We start from the raw sequence: 16,561 nt of genomic DNA, 5'->3' as shown, positions 1-16,561 counted from the left end.
CCTTTATTCTTTACTTTCTTTAAAAGCTAAAACAGGCTTTGATTCTCCTAAAATAACTTCTTTTGTAACAGTACATTTCTCAACATCTTTTTCAGAAGGTAAATTGAACATAGTATCTAAAAGAGAATTTTCTATAACAGCACGAAGTCCTCTTGCTCCTGTTTTTCTTTCAAGAGCAATCCTTGCAATCTCTTTTATAGCCTCTTGTTCAAAATCAAGTTTTACATTGTCCATTGAGAAAAGCTCTTTATATTGTTTAATAAGCGCATTTTTTGGTTCTTCTAAAATTCTAACTAAAGAATTTTCATTTAAGCTTTCTAAAGTTACAATCATAGGTATTCTACCTACAAATTCAGGTATCAAACCATATTTTAACAAATCTTCAGGTCTTAAGTTTTTGATTATTTCAGAAAAATCATCAAGTTTTTCCGATTTAACTTCTGCACCAAAGCCCATTGATTTCTTTTCTAATCTCGATTTTAAAATTGATTCAATTCCTTGAAAAGCTCCTCCAACGATAAATAAAATATTTGACGTATCAACTTGAATATATTGTTGGTCTGGATGCTTTCTCCCTCCCTTTGGAGGAACATTTGCAACAGTTCCCTCAATAATCTTTAAAAGAGATTGTTGAACACCCTCTCCACTAACATCTCTTGTTATAGACGGATTTTCACTTTTTCTTGTAATCTTATCAATTTCATCAATATATATTATTCCCTTTTCAGCTCTTTCTATGTCGTAATCAGCTGCTTGAACTAATTTTAAAATTATATTCTCAACGTCCTCTCCAACATAACCTGCCTCAGTTAAAGTTGTCGCATCTGCAATAGCAAAAGGAACCTCCAAAACTTTCGCAAGAGTTTGAGCTAAAAGAGTTTTACCACTTCCAGTTGGGCCAACAAGTAAAATATTTGACTTTTGGATTTCAACATCACTTTGGGTATCTCTGTTAATTCTCTTATAGTGATTGTAAACAGCAACACTCAATGCTTTTTTAGCATCATCTTGTTGAATAATGTATTCGTCCAAAATTTTCTTTATCTCAACAGGAGTTGGTAATTTTTCCAGTCTTTCTTGTTTCTTTGTTCTTTCTTGATGTTCAAGCATGGAATGACAAATTTCTATACATTCATTACAAATATTAGCGTTAATTCCACTTACTATTTGGTCAACTTCTTCAACTTCTCTTCCACAAAAAGAACATCTGGTATTCTTTTTTTCCAAAATTAACTCCTTAATTTTCTATAACTTCATCAATAATTCCATATTCCTTTGCCTCATGCGCTGTCATATAGAAATCTCTATCTGTATCTTTTTCAATTTTTTCAAGTGGTTGTCCTGTTCTTTTAGCTAAAATTTCATTTAAAGTACTTCTTACCTTTAAAATCTTTTCAGCTTGAATTTTAATATCTTCAGCTTGACCTTGAGCACCACCAAGTGGTTGGTGAATCATAACATCAGCATTAGGAAGAGCAAATCTCTTTCCTTTTGCCCCTGAAGTTAATAAAAATGCTCCCATACTTGCTGCACGCCCAATACAAATTGTACTTACATCAGGCTTAATGTATTGCATTGTATCGTAAATCGCAAGTCCTGCACTAACAGAACCTCCCGGACTATTTATATAAATTTGAATATCTTTTTTAGGGTCTTCTGATTCTAAAAACAAAAGTTGTGCAACAATCAAATCTGCCATTTGGTCATTCACTTCTCCACTTAAAAATATAATTCTCTCCTTTAAAAGTCTTGAATAAATATCATAAGACCTTTCTCCTCTATTAGTTTGTTCAACTACCATAGGTATAAGTGCCATAATTACCTCCTAATAAAAACCCACCCTTCCACGATGCTTTGCATCGGGTGGGTACCCGGGAACTTTGTTGTTCCACAATAAAAAAATATAGCTTGATAAATGCAAGCTATATTTCAATTAATTATTCTTCAACAGTTTCTTTTTTAGGTTCTTGGAATTTAACAAGACTTACCAAATGATCAACCGCTTTTCTTCTAATTAAACTTGCAGTAATACCTTCTAGACCTTCTCCTGATTTTAATTCCTTCTTAAATCCTTCAAAATCTTTTACTTTCATATTCTTTCCGAATTCATCGATTTCCTTATCAATTTCTTCTTCAGAAACTTCAATATTTTCTAATTTTGCAAAAGCGTCAATAACAAGCTCAGCATTAGCTCTCTTAGTAGCCTCTGGTTTTAATTGTTCTCTAACAGCCTCTTCAGTAGTATTTAACATTTTGAAATAATTATCTAAATCCATATTGTATTGTCTAATTCTACCAGCAAAATCTCTAAAAGCCTTATCAACTTCTTCATTAATCATAGATTCTGGAGCCTCAACATTTGAACTTTCGATAAGAGCATCAATAGCATTATTTTGTTTTTGAACTAATGCATTTCTATCTGCTGATTCAACAAGATGTTTTTTGATGTCTGCTTTATATTCTTCTAATGTATCGAATTCTGAAACGTCTTTTGCAAACTCATCATCTAATTCTGGAAGTTGTTTTTCTTTAATTGAATTTATTTTAACTTTGAAAAGAGCAGCCTTTCCTTTTAATTCTTCTGAATGATATTCTTCTGGGAAAATAACATTAACATCAACATTATCTCCAATATTTTTACCGATTAATTGTTCTTCAAAACCAGGTATAAAAGTATGTGAACCAACAACTAAATCATAATTTTCAGATTTTCCACCGTCAAAAGCAATTCCTTCAACACTACCATCAAAGTCAATATTTACAGTATCCATATCCTTTACAGGTCTATCTTCAACTGTAATTATTCTTGCATTATTTTCTCTTTCTTTATTTACTCTTTCATCAACCATTTCATCAGTTACTTCAAATTTAACATCATCAGCAACTAAATTTTTATAATCTCCAAGTTCTGGAACTGGTCTTAATTCTTGGTCAAACTTAACAACGATAACTTTATCCTTATCAAATTCTTCAATATCAATCTTTGGCATACCACAGATATCTTTACCAATTTCTAATTCTTTAACAGCATCTTCGAATAAATCAGGTAATAATTCATTAACAGCGTCTTCAAAGAAGATTCCTTCTCCATAGTTTAATTCAATAATCTTTCTTGGAGCTTTACCTTTTCTAAATCCAGGAATGTTAAATCTTGATTTCATTTTGTTATAAACTTTATTAATTGAAGCATTAAAAGCCTCTGAACTAATTTCTGATGTAAAAACTACTCTTTTATCATCTCTTGATACTAATTTAGTATTCATCTATATTCCTCCTAATCACTTTATAAAAATTAAAGTTTTAAATTTTTCTATTTACATACTTAAAAAGTATAACATAAAAAAACATATATTTCAATAGATTAAATATATATTCTATCAATTTAGGTCCTTCATCTCCAAATTTTTCATAAACCTTTATTCATTTTCTAATTTGTGAATAATTTATATTATATTTTTTCTCTAAATATCCATATCCTCCTTTACACTCAAAATATTCTTCTACCATTTTCTTTTTCAGTTCAAAACTATATTTTGCCATAAAAAATACCAACCCCATTTAGTTAAATTTTTGGTCTAACTTTTTGGGGTCGGTACAATTTCTCCAACCTTTTACTGTTATGAAATAACAAGATTACCGGGTATCCTCCGATACAAAGCATCGTGAAATTATTTTGTTCCGAATAATCTATCCCCTGCATCTCCAAGTCCAGGAACGATATAGCTATGTTCATTTAGTCTCTCATCTAATGCAGCTACAAAAATATCCACATCAGGATGATTTCTTTGAACAGCTTCAACTCCTTCAGGAGCAGCAATTATACAAACCAATTTAATATTTTTACAACCTTTTTGTTTTAAAAGTTTTATGGCATCAGAAGCTGAACCTCCTGTTGCAAGCATTGGATCAAGAACTAAAAAATCTCTTTCTTCTGCATCTACAGGTAATTTACAATAATATTCAACAGGTTGTAAAGTTTCAGGATCACGATATAATCCAATATGTCCAACCTTTGCAGCTGGAAGAATATTTAACATTCCTTCAACCATTCCAAGTCCTGCTCTTAAAATAGGAACAACTCCTAATTTTTTTCCGGATAATCTTTTAACCATTGTTTTTTGTAAAGGTGTTTCAATTTCCACCTCATCAGTTTTTAAATCTCTTGTAACTTCATAAGCCATAAGCATTGAAATTTCATTTACCAAAGCTCTAAAATCTTTTCCTCCGGTATTTTTGTCTCTTAAATATCCTAACTTATGAGAAATAACCGGATGGTCAAACACTGTTAATTTTGACATATCATTTCCTCCTAAAATTGTGCAAAAATTTTTATTCTATTAATTTTTATCTTTAATATTATATCACAATTACCTTTTAATAATCAAATATCTTTAAAACAAAATTTTTATTAAAAATGTTGAAAAAAAATTTTTTTTATGTTATACTATTTCAGTAATTAAATTTGCCGGCGTGTCGGAACTGGCAGACGAGACAGACTCAAAATCTGTTATCCGCAAGGGTGTGTGGGTTCGAGTCCCACTGCCGGCACCATTTTTATTATCACAAAAAATTATAAAAATTAATTTAGTTCATTAGGAGTAGAGTTTTAACTCTACTTTTTTTGTTGCGATAATTTGTCAAATCAAGTGCAACAAAAAAGCAACATACTTTTTCGTACATTGCTTTTGGTTTTAATATTAAATTATTTAATTGAATTTTATATTCAAAGATTTATTTTTTATTTCAAAATCTACTGTATTGTAAAAATCGTCCCATTTTTCTTCAATTCTTCCACAATTAAAAGATAATTCAAAATCTTTAGATAAATTTTTAGGAACTAACCAACCAAAAAGGGTATCAATTTCCATATCTTCAAATTCAATATCTTTACATTCTCCAAAATCTAAGAAAAAAACTTTATTTTCCAAATTAGCTTTCTCTTGTACTTTAGAAAAAAATTTTAAAAATTTATCTGATTCTTTTGTCCTTAATCCTAGCATTGTTTATACCCTCTTTCAATATAGTTATAAATTCTTCATCAGGATTTGTATAAATATTGGTTATAATTTCTTTAAATTTTAACCTATCTTCCTTTTATGATTCCTTCAGATTAAACTCTTGCATATGATAACCAGCTTTTTTCCCAAATTGTTTGTCATTAATTTTCAAATCTTTTTTAGCTGTTCTTTTTATTTTCTCTATTTTATCATCTTTTTCAGCTTTAGTCAATTTTTTAATCCAAGTTTTCTTCTTTGTCCATACGTCTTGTTTTTTTATCTGCCGGCACCATTTCAACTAACATTTTATGTTAGTTTTTTTTACAAAAAAGGTATGTCGATTAAGACATACCTTTTAAATTACTCTACATTATTCATTTTTTCTCTACAAGTTTTTTCGATTAAATCTAATTTATCAACACTTTCTTGTTCTGTTTTTCCGATTGTATAAATATATAATTTAATCTTAGGTTCTGTTCCTGATGGTCTTAATGCATACCAAGAGCCGTCATTCAAATAATATTTCAAGCAATTTTGTCTTGGAAAATCTAAATATCCATCTTTAAAGTCAACTATTTCCTTTAAAGAAATTTCTTTCATTTCTTTAATCGGATTTTCTCTAAAGTCCTCCATCATTCTTCCAATTCTTGCTTGTCCTTCAATTCCTTCAAGTTCAAGAGAAATTTGTCTTTCATTATAATATCCAAACTCTTTGTAAATATCATTTAAAACTTCTAATAAACTCTTTCCTTGCTTTTTGTAATATCCTGCCATTTCGACAACCATCATTGATGCACCAACAGCGTCTTTATCCCTTACAAATGTTCCATAGCAGAAACCGATGCTTTCTTCATAACCAAAAACATAATTCTTTTCTTTAGTTATATCATATTCATTTGTCTTTCCACAAATATTTTTAAAGCCCGTTAATGTTTCAACTGTATCTATTCCATATTTTTTAGCTATCGCTCTTGATAAATCTCCGGTTACGATTGATTTTACTAAAACAGGATTTTCTGGCAAGTTTTTAAGTGCATATCTTTGTGAGAAAATGTAGTATGATAATAAAGCACCAATTCTATTTCCATTTAAGAATACATATTCTCCATTTTTATCTCTAACTTCAAGAGCAACTCTGTCGCAATCAGGGTCAGTTGCGATTAAAATATCAGCTCCTACTTCTTTACCTAAATTTTCTGAATAAAGAAATGCTTTAGGAACTTCAGGGTTTGGATAACCGACAGTTGTAAATTCAGGGTCAGGTAATTCTTGTTCCTTAACTACAAATACATTTTCAAAACCTCTTCTCTTTAAAACTTCTCTAACAGGTAAATTTCCAACACCGTTTAATGGAGTATAAACAACTTTAATATCCTTATCAACATTTTCGTCGTTTATAGTTAAATTTAAAACTTCTTTTTTATATTCTTCTTCAACTGATTCATCAATAAAACTTGCCATTCCACTTTTGATTGCCTCTTCAAAAGGAATTTGTTTAACATCTTCAAATTTTTCGATTTTTTCCATATGAGCAGAAATTTGATTTGCAATGTCGTCAAGAATTTGTGAGCCTTCTTTCCAGTATGCTTTATATCCGTTATATGCTTGTGGATTATGACTTGCAGTAACCATTACTCCTGCCATACAATTTAATTTTCTAATTGCATAAGAACACATCGGAGTCGGTCTTATCCCTTTATAAATATACGATTTAATTCCATTACCCGCCATTATTGAACAAGTAAGTTCAGCAAACTCTTTTGAGCCATATCTAACATCGTAGCTTATTGCAACTCCTCTTTCAATAGCTTCTTTTCCATGGTCAATAATTGTATTTGCAAGAGCTTGTCCTGCTTTTGAAACCATATACTTATTCATTCTGTTTGTTCCTGCACCAAGTTTACCACGAAGTCCGGCAGTTCCAAATTCTAAAACTTTATAAAATCTATCCTTAATTTCTTCTTCATTATCTTTTATTGAAAGTAAATCATTTTTTGTTTCTTCATCAAAAAAATCATTATTTAACCATTCTTCATAAACTTTTTTATAATCTATCATAATTCCCTCCTAAAATTTACATACTCTCAGTATATTTTACATCAATCAATATTTTTTTTCAATATATTTTTGATAAAAAAATACTACTCAAAAAAGTAGCATTTTTAAAACTATACAATTATACAAATTATAATAATTTGATCTATTTATTTTTATTATTTTTATAATTAACAAATAAAGTAATAAGCCAAAATGGAAACCAAGATAAAATAAAGCCAACATAAAGAGCATTAACTGAAAGTAATGAATAAAAAAGTCCTTTTGTTTCTTTAAAATTGTCCATAAAAATTTTACCATGATCTACTTTAAGATAAAAAACATTATGCAAGTATTCAGTATCAAACTTTCCATATCCAATATAATAAAAAATTTCAAAAAATATTATAAACGTCGCTATAAAAAAAACAAACGTTAAAATTGGTATTAAAAAATCTTTAAAAAAATTACTTTTTAAAAATTTATATTTGCTGTTATCTATTTTTTTCATCAAAAATTTACTTACAAAAAATATAATAAACAAAATAAACAAACAAATTATAATATTATAAAATACAACTATTTCTATATTATATTTAAAAGAATCCAAATACTTACTTATCTCATAAAAACTTAAAAACAACAAAAATATAGCCGTAATAATAATTTCAAAACCATTTGTTTTTTTTATCATCTAGTTGCCCCCTCTTCCATCGATACAATATCCATTACTATCAAACTTAAACCATTCTGAATTAATCTCTCCCCATTGATCTGCATATGCACCATAATCTCCCGGTATATGATACATCCATTTCCCATTATATATTTTCCAACCCGAATGTTCAATCAAATCTTCATAAGTAGAAAATTCATACCATTTCCCATTTATTTTTTTCCAAACACTTGGGTCTCCTGGAACATAAGCCCAATCAGAATCAATATAATACCAAGGTTCTCTTACAATTAAATCATAAGGATTTACCCCATATTCCTTATCTGTATGTTTTAATATTTTTCCTTTACTCCATCCGAAAAAATATTTTTCTTTAACTGTAATTTTCGAAAAATTCCTTCCTTCTTTTGTTTTAAAATTATGAATATAATATATTATACTACGCCCATATTATATTACTTTCCCATAAAAAATACAATCATTTTATTATATTTTTTCTTATGGATAAATATTATATTTATCCCATATTGTAAAATTAAGTTAGTGTCGGTAGTGATAGAAAAAAACAGTAAACCTTTTTTGATTTACTGTTCCTATGTTAGTTTTATTAAGTTATAAGCTACACAAACAAATATTTACCTATATCTCTATAAAAGCGTCAAAATGTAGCCGTCTATTACAGCAATTAGCAAATACATTACGAAACCTCTAACAAATGCTTCTATATGTTTTTTCGGATTTTGATAAAATTTCTTGTCTGGTATTTTACTCAAGCGGATACGCTTTGTATTTCGCCACCACAAAAGGTCTATGACTAACAAATCGAAAATATTCAACCCCTGCCCCATAATGCTTAAGTACAAAAAATTATTAAAGAAGTTATCTTCTTTGATAAAGAGACCCAAGAAAAACAGAATTACTGAAAATAATAATAGGTTGAATATAAACGTAATAAATTTATTATGTTTATTGAACTTCCCTTGATACTCCAAAATATTATTTATCTGAGCCTGTACTTCATCCGGATATGAAGAATAACTTTTTAAATTCTTATCGTCTGTACCAGTTCCGATATAGCAAAGTAAGAAAAATACAATACATAAAATTACTGTTTCAACTGCTACCACCATTTTGTTCCACCTTACCTTCAAATTTATCTTCCTAAAAAGCCAACAAACAAAGCTTGAATTATAGCTATAATAGGGACAAGCAAAAATGGAACTAACAAAAAATGTTCCCAAATTGCCAAATGTTTCATCCAATTCTTGAATTCATAATCCTTGTGTCCCTCTGTTCCCGGAATAACTATCTTTTCTTTATATTTTCCTTGAAATAAGAGACAATCCAATAACAAAAAATCTCCTATATTTAATATACTCCACTGAATGTATCCCATCCAAAATATATTCCAAAAGCCAACAACTCCTGAATGTAAAATACTTATTGTTGAATAAATAAAACAAATTCCAACAATGACGATAGTGAGTATCGTATTTATCTTTTTCTCTTGTTTTGTCATTTGCTTAAGAGCTGATTTCTGAATAGCCTTTGGATAGGAATCAAAAAACAATCTTGGATTTATTAGTACCAAACTAGCCACTATTCCATTAAAAATAGCTGCTATTGCAATTCCGTCAAGAATTGCTCGTATGAAGTCCATAAAATCAACCTCCTTCATATAATCCTAATTTTTCACATCGGATTCTTAGTCTTATCTCCAACAATCCAGTAATCACATATTTCTCCCCCAGATGCTAATGTCTGTTTTCTATGAAGAACTGCTTTCCTTTTCTCAAATACAATATGATCAACATCACAGCACAAAGGCAATAAATCAAGATAACCATTTTCTCCAGCAAATTTTTCCATAGGACACCTTGTAAAGTGATAATAGAAGCCATCCTTATGAAGATTTTTATCAAAATTAAAATCCCATGTATTATTCTTATATTTCTGATATTTATCTGCCCATTCTCTCATTTTATACATTTGTCCGGCAAATTTTTCCATATCTTTAGGATTATTTAAATCAAATCTACTTATAGCTTTGTTAATTAATTTATTATTTAAAAATTCAACAATTACTTCTTTAAAATCATCTATCTTAAAATCGCCCGCTCTGCATACAGCCATAAATACATAGCCTAAGTAAATATTACCTGACATAGGATTATTCGCACCAATATCTTCGGTCTTTTCAATCATTTGTTTATATAGACTACGTGCCTTTTTTAAGCTTTCCATAGTTTTATTCTTGCCAAATTTTCTAACCATTGGTCTTTTCAAAAATAAACTCATTAAATTAAAATACATACCTTTATATTTCACTAAAATCGCCCCACTAATTTTTCTACAAGCTTAGATTCATATTTTTTCAAAAATTATTACACCAATCAGACATCTAACAGCCAAAAGTTAGCCAAAATTAACTAATGATATTATAGCATTTTTTAGTTATTTTTTCTACTGCCGTATTTTCTACTCATTCGCTACTATTCCCTTTTGAATGTATTACCTTAAACAGCTTATCTTGAAATGTTTCCTTACTCTTTTTATCAAAATATATCTCTGTTACAATAGTTAATTATAAACTCTTTTTTTCAACAAAAAAAACAATTTAATTTCACCATAGTTACTTCTGTTTGATTATAAAATTGAAACTATGATATAATTAAATTCACATTAATTCAGTATAAAAAATAATTTAATTTCACCATAGTTACTTCTGTTTTATTATAAAATTGAAACTATGGTATAATTAAATTCACATTAATTCAGTATAAAAAATAATTTAATTTCACCATAGTTACTTCTGTTTTATTATAAAATTGAAACTATGGTATAATTAAATTCACATTAATTCAGTATAAAAAAATAATTTAATTTCACCATAGTTACTTCTGTTTGATTATAAAAATGGAACTATGGTATAATTAATAAGTAAGTAATTAAACAAAATAAATATGAGGTGATTAAATGAGATTTGTTTCTTGGAATGTAAATGGGCTTAGAGCTTGTATTAAAAAAGGATTTTTAGATTATTTTAACGATATTAATGTAGATTTTTTCTGTTTACAAGAAATTAAAATGAGTGAAGGACAACTTGACCTTGAACTTGATGGATATGAAACTTTTTATAATTATGCACAAAGAAAGGGATATAGTGGAACTGCTATTTTCACTAAACACAAACCTTTAAGTGTAAAGTATGGAATGGGGATTGAAGAACACGACAATGAAGGCAGACTTATAACTTTAGAATATGATGATTTCTTTTTAGTAACTTGCTATACTCCAAATTCAAAGCAAGAACTTTTAAGACTTGATTACAGAATGGTTTGGGAAGATGCATTTAGAGAATATCTACACGAATTAAATAAAACTAAATCTGTAATTGTATGTGGCGACTTAAATGTTGCTCATAAGGAAATTGACCTTAAAAATCCAAAGACAAACAGAAAAAATGCCGGTTTCACAGATCAAGAAAGAGAAAAAATGTCTATTCTTTTAGATAGTGGCTTTACAGACACTTTTAGATTTTTCTATCCGGATAAAGAAAATGAATACAGTTGGTGGAGTTACTTCGGCAAATCAAGAGAAAGAAATACAGGTTGGAGAATCGACTATTTCTTAACTTCAAAAGATATGGATAACAGACTTGTAGATGCACAAATTCATCAAAGCATCTTAGGAAGCGACCATTGTCCTGTTTACTTAGAAATAAAATAAATTAAAAAAGGCTATTGCAAAACGCAATAGTCTTTTTCTATTCAACAATTTTTAATTTTATATTGTTTTTGTCTTCAACTTCAACATAATTATTTTCTTTTACATAATCAATCAAAACTTCAGCAATATCTCTTGTATCTTCTTTTAAAGTTTTAAGCTCAGGAAAAAAAGAAAAATTTCCACCACCTGTTGCTCTATAATTATTCAATACAAGTTTATATTTTTTGTCTAAAATTAACTCTTCTCCATCTACTTTTACATCTGTTACGAAATTTGTACCATTTTTTGAAATGTTCATTGTATATTCTATTCCGTCAAGCATGTCGTAATTATACATTTCTCTTTTCGGATATAAAAATTTAGGATTTATATCAATTTCATTATCTTTAACAATCCAGTATGTCGATAATTGTGTTAAATAGTCTAAAATATTTTGTCCACTCATTTCTTTTAGAACTAATGTATTTGGGAATGGATAATTTAAAATTATATCTCTATATCTTAATTTTTTACCAAAACCGGGCATTACTTCAAAAAGACAACAAGCAGAAATATCTGCACCCATAGTTTCTTTTTGAATTTTGTTTATAAAAGTTGTAATTGAATGTTTTTCAAGTTGTGCTTTTTTTATATCGGAAATATACATTTCTTTGTTACAACTTCCAATTTCAATATCTAACCATTTTTCCGTTTCATTTAAAACTTCTTTAAATTTTTCTTCCACTTCAGTATCTATTTCATATCCTGAAATGTCTTTTATATTTACAGAAATTTTATCGTCAAACACAATTTCCATACAAGTTGAACAACCGTCTGCACATTGTATTACGAGTGTATCTTTTATCTTACCTGTTAGAGTCCTATGTTGATGTCCTGTAACTAAAACATCTATTCCGGAAATTTTATCACATATTTTATATCCAACATTTTCTCCGGTTAAATTTTCAGTCGGTTCTCCAGTTTCTAAATCTCTTTCAAAACCCCCATGATAAAAAACCACTACATAGTCAACCTTATCTCTAACGACTTCAACTGAGCTTTTAACAGTTTCAAAAACATTTAAAACCTCTAAATTTTCTAAATTTTTAGGATTTTCCCAATGGTCAATATAATCAGTCACAACTCCAATTAATGCAACTTTTTTATTATCTATTTCAACTATATCTGTTCTTCCAAGATTTTCATTTTTATATTTTACATTGCAAGTAATACATTTTGCATTATTTTCTTCAACATAATTATATAAAAATTCATTTCCATAATTAAAATCGTGATTTCCTATATTTATATAATCACATTTCAAATGGTTAAGAGCTTTTGCAACAATATTTTTTTTAACATTTGAATTAGCATAAGTTACTAGAGGAGTACCTTGATTAATATCACCATTATCAACGTAAATTACTTTTCCTTTTTTTCTTTCTTCTTTTAAAAAGTTCGAAAATCTGGAAAGTCCTTTACTTGCAATACTTGAGTTTACAAAGTTATATGCTAATAAATTTCCATGAACATCTGTTGTTGATAAAATTTTAAAAGCCATTAATATCCCCTCGCTAATTTTCTTCTAACTTTGTTTGAAAATACTTCTATAATTAAAACTAAAACTATAATTCCAACTAAAATAGATCCAACTTCATTCCAACGATAATTATTCATCGCAAATATAAGTGGCGCACCAATACCACCTGCTCCAACAAGACCAAGTACAGATGCATCTCTTAAATTCATATCAAATCTGTAAATTACAATTGAGATTAATTTTGAGTAAAGTTGTGGTAAAATTCCATATCTTATTTGCTCAATCTTTGTACAACCAATAGCTGAAAGTGATTCGATAATTCCAAAATCTAAATCCTCTATAACATCAATATACAATTTAGTAACCATTCCGATAGATACAACTGACATTGTAAATACTCCGGCTAACGCACCCGGACCTGTAACGCCGATAAACATAAGTCCATATATAAACGCAGGAACAGTTCTAACACACATTGTAAAAAATCTTCCAATTACAGCTACATATTTTGAAACAATTTTCTTTGCAGAAATAAACGCAAAAGGAATTGATATAATCGCACCGATTATTGTACCTAAAAATGCAATACACATTGTTTCAAAAAGTAAATAAATTACACCTTTATTATCAAGTCTAAAAAGAAATTCCATATCTGGATGCAAAATACCATTTATAATATTTTTTGCAATACTCATAGAGTCCTTAACATCATCACCCTTTTTGATAGACATTGCAGACCAAACTAAAAGTCCTAAAACAATCACAATAACTGCTATGATATAAGTATATGATTTTGGTTCTTTATTTAATTTTTCTTCTACTTTTAAATTCTTCATACCAATTACTCCAATCTTCCTCTAAAATGTTCACTTATAATTTCAATTACAAAAACAGTTACAAGTAATAAAAATACTATGGTACCAACTTTTGAATATTCTCTCCAGCCAAGTTTTTCATTTAAAATCATTCCAATACCACCTGCTCCAACATAACCTAAAATTGCAGCATATCTTACATTTCCTTCAAAGTTAAACAAAGCAGTAGAAATATATGAAGGTAATACAACCGGTAATATCGCATATCTAAAAGCATAAAATTTTGTAAATCCCATTGATTCCATACATTCAAAAGCTCCCATATCAACAGTTTCTATTGATTCGTAAAGTAACTTTCCAACATAAGATAATGAAAAAATAAAAATTGCAACTGTTCCGGCAAAAGTTCCAAGTCCCCATATATAAGTTGCTATTAAAGCACAAACAAGTGAAGGTAAAGTTCTTAAAATACTTAAAAATAATTTAAAAAATCCATTTACAAACTTATTTTTAGTTATATTACTAGATGCTAAAATAGCAATAGGAAGTGATACCAAAGCTCCTAAAAAAGAACCCATTAATGACATTTTTATAGTGTCAAAAAGAGGAGTTAAAACCTCTCCACTATAGCTAAAATCCGGTGGAATCATTCCTTTTAAAATATTAAAAAAGTTCCCAAAATTTTCAAAAACTTCAAAATTAAAACCTGTAACATTTATTGAAATATACATCAACAAAATTACAATAATTGTAATTAAAGGAGTTTTTGAACGAGGTCTAAAAACTACTTTCCCATTTACCAGAGTAATTTTTTCTTTAGGAAATATCTTATCAAATATATTTTTCATATTATTCTCCAGCTAAAAATAAATCTTTTTGGTAAATTTTGTCTAAAATTTCTTTTGTAATATCACTTGATTTTCCATCATAAACAATTCTACCTTTATTTATTCCAACAACTCTATCACAATATTTTAAAGCTAAATCAACATCATGAATGTTAATCAAAATAGTAATTTTATTTTCTTTATTAATTTTTCTAAAATCTTCCATAACTTGATTAGAAGTTACCGGGTCAAGAGCTGCAACCGGCTCATCTGCTAAAATAATTTGTGGATTTTGTCCTAAAGCTCTGGCAAGAGCAACTCTTTGTTGTTGTCCACCCGAAAGTTGATCAACTCTAACATAAGCCTTTTCTAACATATCAACTTTATCAAGAGCCTCTAAAGACTTCATCTTACATTCCTTTGGAAATATTCCAAAAAATTTTCTAAACCCTGTTAAATCAGGTACAAATGCAGTTAAAACATTTTTTATAACGGTTGTTCTTGTAACTAAATTAAAAGATTGAAAAATCATACCAATTTTTCTTCTAAATTTTCTAATTTCTGAACCACTTAATTTTTTTACATCGACATCATTTACAATTAATTCTCCTGACGTAATTTCATGCATCTTATTGACACATCTGATTAATGTAGATTTTCCTGAACCGGAAAGCCCTATAATCGCAACAAATTCCCCTTGTTCAATCTTTAAATCTACATCTACCAAACCCTTAGTTCCGTTAGGATAAACCTTGCTAACTTTTTTAAATTCTATCATAATTTTCTCCATATAATTTGTTAAAAAAGGGAGAGATTTCTCTCTCCCTAACTCTCACACAATTTAATTAATTCAACATTATTTTAATTTTTTTACAATTTCTTGAGCTTTAGCTTCATTATCATAATCAGCATCTTTTGCCGGTTGATAACCTTCATGACTATAAACAGCTATAACTTTTTTACCTTCTTCTGTTTTAGCAATTTCAATCAATGCTTTTTCTAAAGCTTTTTTAAATTCAGGCGTTACATTTTTAGATTTTTTAGAAACACTTACTGTATCATTATAGATAGCAGGTGTTACACCTATAAGATTTGTTTCATCCCAAATAGATGCTTTTCTTCCATAAGTTTCATTCCATTTCTTTTCTTGGTCAAGTCTGGCGTCAGCGTATGTACAAAGCACATCTACTTGTCCTGAAGCAAGTCTGGCGAATGCAGAACCATAAGAATCACTTAAAATAGCATTGTTTCCTAAATCTTTAATTGTCTTTCCGAAAGTTTCATTTAACCAAAGAGTTGGATAAATATAACCTGCAGGTGAAGTTGGATTCATAACACTCCATTTTAAATCTTTAACATCTTCCCATGCTAACTTTTCTCCGGAATTTACTTTCTTAGCGATAGCTTGACCTTTTTCAGATGGTCCGGCAATCATTAATGCTCTATAAGAAGTAACTTGATTATCAGTTTTCTTTGTAGGCTTTTGTTCATTCCAAACCTTAGCAGAATCATCATTTACTGAAAGTCCTTTTCTAGTTGCAGTCAAAAGAACTTCTGCCCCATCTCTATATAAAACATAAGTTCCGGCAGGAATAAATCCAATATCCAAAGTTCCGGCATTAAGTCCTTCCCCTACTGCCTCAAAACTTGTTCCAACTGTTATATCAACATTCTTAACGTCAAATCCTTCTTTTGATAATTGATCCTTCAATAATTTTTTTAAAGGTTCAGTTGCAGTAACTATCTCTGATGGTTCTCTTGAAGGTACAAAACCGATTGAAATCTTTTCAATAGCAGTTTTTCCATCAGAAGATTTTTTTGCTTCTTTTTTAGAGCCACAGCCCACAAGAAGTCCGGCACTTAAAACAAGTGCTAAAGATGAAATTAAAATTTTCTTAAATAGTTTCATAATTCCCCCTGTATATTAGTGAAATATAAATTGTATGATTTACCCTTATATTATA

General features: G+C 28.8%; 18 protein-coding genes and 1 tRNA gene. 2 read left to right on the top strand and 17 right to left on the bottom strand.

Features of this window, described 5'->3' with window-relative positions:
• Positions 1-3 precede the first annotated feature (3 nt).
• The 4 genes from clpX to upp all read right to left on the bottom strand — a co-directional run bounded on the left by clpX (position 4) and on the right by upp (position 4,298).
• Complete coding sequence (gene clpX / locus ACKTSI_RS02530; RefSeq protein ID WP_068473789.1) at positions 4-1,227, bottom strand: ATP-dependent Clp protease ATP-binding subunit ClpX; 1,224 nt, start codon at positions 1,225-1,227, stop codon at positions 4-6.
• A gap of 10 nt (positions 1,228-1,237) precedes the next feature.
• Positions 1,238-1,816, bottom strand: a complete 579-nt coding sequence (gene clpP / locus ACKTSI_RS02525; protein WP_068473792.1) for an ATP-dependent Clp endopeptidase proteolytic subunit ClpP — start codon at positions 1,814-1,816, stop codon at positions 1,238-1,240.
• A 121-nt stretch (positions 1,817-1,937) separates the two neighbouring features.
• Positions 1,938-3,263, bottom strand: coding sequence for a trigger factor (tig, locus tag ACKTSI_RS02520; protein WP_068473795.1), 1,326 nt, complete (start codon positions 3,261-3,263; stop codon positions 1,938-1,940).
• A gap of 405 nt (positions 3,264-3,668) precedes the next feature.
• On the bottom strand, positions 3,669-4,298 hold the full coding sequence (upp, locus tag ACKTSI_RS02515; RefSeq protein ID WP_068473797.1) for a uracil phosphoribosyltransferase: 630 nt from the start codon (positions 4,296-4,298) through the stop codon (positions 3,669-3,671).
• A gap of 166 nt (positions 4,299-4,464) precedes the next feature.
• Between upp and ACKTSI_RS02510 the strand changes: the two genes are divergently transcribed.
• Positions 4,465-4,551, top strand: a tRNA-Leu gene (locus ACKTSI_RS02510).
• Positions 4,552-4,706: 155 nt separating this feature from the next.
• Here the strand turns inward: ACKTSI_RS02510 and ACKTSI_RS02505 are convergent.
• The 8 genes from ACKTSI_RS02505 to ACKTSI_RS02470 all read right to left on the bottom strand — a co-directional run bounded on the left by ACKTSI_RS02505 (position 4,707) and on the right by ACKTSI_RS02470 (position 10,285).
• On the bottom strand, positions 4,707-5,000 hold the full coding sequence (locus ACKTSI_RS02505; protein ID WP_288979701.1) for a hypothetical protein: 294 nt from the start codon (positions 4,998-5,000) through the stop codon (positions 4,707-4,709).
• 94 nt (positions 5,001-5,094) lie between these two features.
• Positions 5,095-5,295 carry a hypothetical protein gene (locus tag ACKTSI_RS02500; protein ID WP_288979700.1) on the bottom strand — a complete coding sequence of 67 codons (201 nt, stop codon included), beginning with the start codon at positions 5,293-5,295 and terminating at the stop codon, positions 5,095-5,097.
• A gap of 62 nt (positions 5,296-5,357) precedes the next feature.
• Complete coding sequence (locus ACKTSI_RS02495) at positions 5,358-7,052, bottom strand: phospho-sugar mutase (RefSeq protein WP_407863119.1); 1,695 nt, start codon at positions 7,050-7,052, stop codon at positions 5,358-5,360.
• A gap of 145 nt (positions 7,053-7,197) precedes the next feature.
• Entirely contained in the window at positions 7,198-7,725 is a 528-nt protein-coding gene (locus tag ACKTSI_RS02490) for a hypothetical protein (RefSeq protein WP_407863044.1), read from the bottom strand.
• A gap of 629 nt (positions 7,726-8,354) precedes the next feature.
• Positions 8,355-8,837: an ABC transporter permease gene (locus ACKTSI_RS02485; protein WP_407863043.1), complete on the bottom strand. Its 483-nt coding sequence runs from the start codon at positions 8,835-8,837 to the stop codon at positions 8,355-8,357.
• Positions 8,838-8,860: 23 nt separating this feature from the next.
• On the bottom strand, positions 8,861-9,367 hold the full coding sequence (locus tag ACKTSI_RS02480; RefSeq protein ID WP_407863042.1) for a hypothetical protein: 507 nt from the start codon (positions 9,365-9,367) through the stop codon (positions 8,861-8,863).
• Between the two features lie 32 nt (positions 9,368-9,399).
• Positions 9,400-9,993, bottom strand: coding sequence for an L-2-amino-thiazoline-4-carboxylic acid hydrolase (locus ACKTSI_RS02475; RefSeq protein ID WP_407863041.1), 594 nt, complete (start codon positions 9,991-9,993; stop codon positions 9,400-9,402).
• Positions 9,994-10,189: 196 nt separating this feature from the next.
• On the bottom strand, positions 10,190-10,285 hold the full coding sequence (locus ACKTSI_RS02470; protein WP_407863118.1) for a hypothetical protein: 96 nt from the start codon (positions 10,283-10,285) through the stop codon (positions 10,190-10,192).
• Positions 10,286-10,683: 398 nt separating this feature from the next.
• On the opposite strand from ACKTSI_RS02470, the gene ACKTSI_RS02465 reads away from it, so the two are divergent.
• On the top strand, positions 10,684-11,436 hold the full coding sequence (locus ACKTSI_RS02465; RefSeq protein ID WP_068473817.1) for an exodeoxyribonuclease III: 753 nt from the start codon (positions 10,684-10,686) through the stop codon (positions 11,434-11,436).
• Positions 11,437-11,473: 37 nt separating this feature from the next.
• On the opposite strand, the gene ACKTSI_RS02460 is transcribed toward ACKTSI_RS02465, so the two are convergent.
• From ACKTSI_RS02460 to ACKTSI_RS02440, 5 genes are all read right to left on the bottom strand, one after another.
• The gene (locus tag ACKTSI_RS02460; protein ID WP_407863040.1) at positions 11,474-12,976 is read right to left on the bottom strand and encodes a bifunctional metallophosphatase/5'-nucleotidase; all 1,503 of its coding nucleotides are present in this window, start codon (positions 12,974-12,976) and stop codon (positions 11,474-11,476) included.
• Positions 12,976-13,791: a phosphonate ABC transporter, permease protein PhnE gene (phnE, locus tag ACKTSI_RS02455; protein WP_068473823.1), complete on the bottom strand. Its 816-nt coding sequence runs from the start codon at positions 13,789-13,791 to the stop codon at positions 12,976-12,978. Before phnE (ACKTSI_RS02455) ends, ACKTSI_RS02460 begins: the two co-directional genes overlap by 1 nt.
• Positions 13,792-13,796: 5 nt before the next feature.
• Positions 13,797-14,618: a phosphonate ABC transporter, permease protein PhnE gene (gene phnE, locus ACKTSI_RS02450; RefSeq protein WP_407863039.1), complete on the bottom strand. Its 822-nt coding sequence runs from the start codon at positions 14,616-14,618 to the stop codon at positions 13,797-13,799.
• Between the two features lies 1 nt (position 14,619).
• The gene (gene phnC / locus ACKTSI_RS02445) at positions 14,620-15,375 is read right to left on the bottom strand and encodes a phosphonate ABC transporter ATP-binding protein (protein WP_068473829.1); all 756 of its coding nucleotides are present in this window, start codon (positions 15,373-15,375) and stop codon (positions 14,620-14,622) included.
• A 78-nt stretch (positions 15,376-15,453) separates the two neighbouring features.
• Entirely contained in the window at positions 15,454-16,506 is a 1,053-nt protein-coding gene (locus ACKTSI_RS02440; protein WP_407863038.1) for a phosphate/phosphite/phosphonate ABC transporter substrate-binding protein, read from the bottom strand.
• Positions 16,507-16,561: the final 55 nt, after the last annotated feature.

Origin of the sequence: Parvimonas parva, from assembly GCF_045866535.1 — a bacterium.
In the GTDB taxonomy this organism is placed as follows: domain Bacteria; phylum Bacillota; class Clostridia; order Tissierellales; family Peptoniphilaceae; genus Parvimonas; species Parvimonas parva.
Note: the sequence above shows the minus strand (reverse complement) of the source record. Positions and strands in the feature narration are given on the sequence as shown.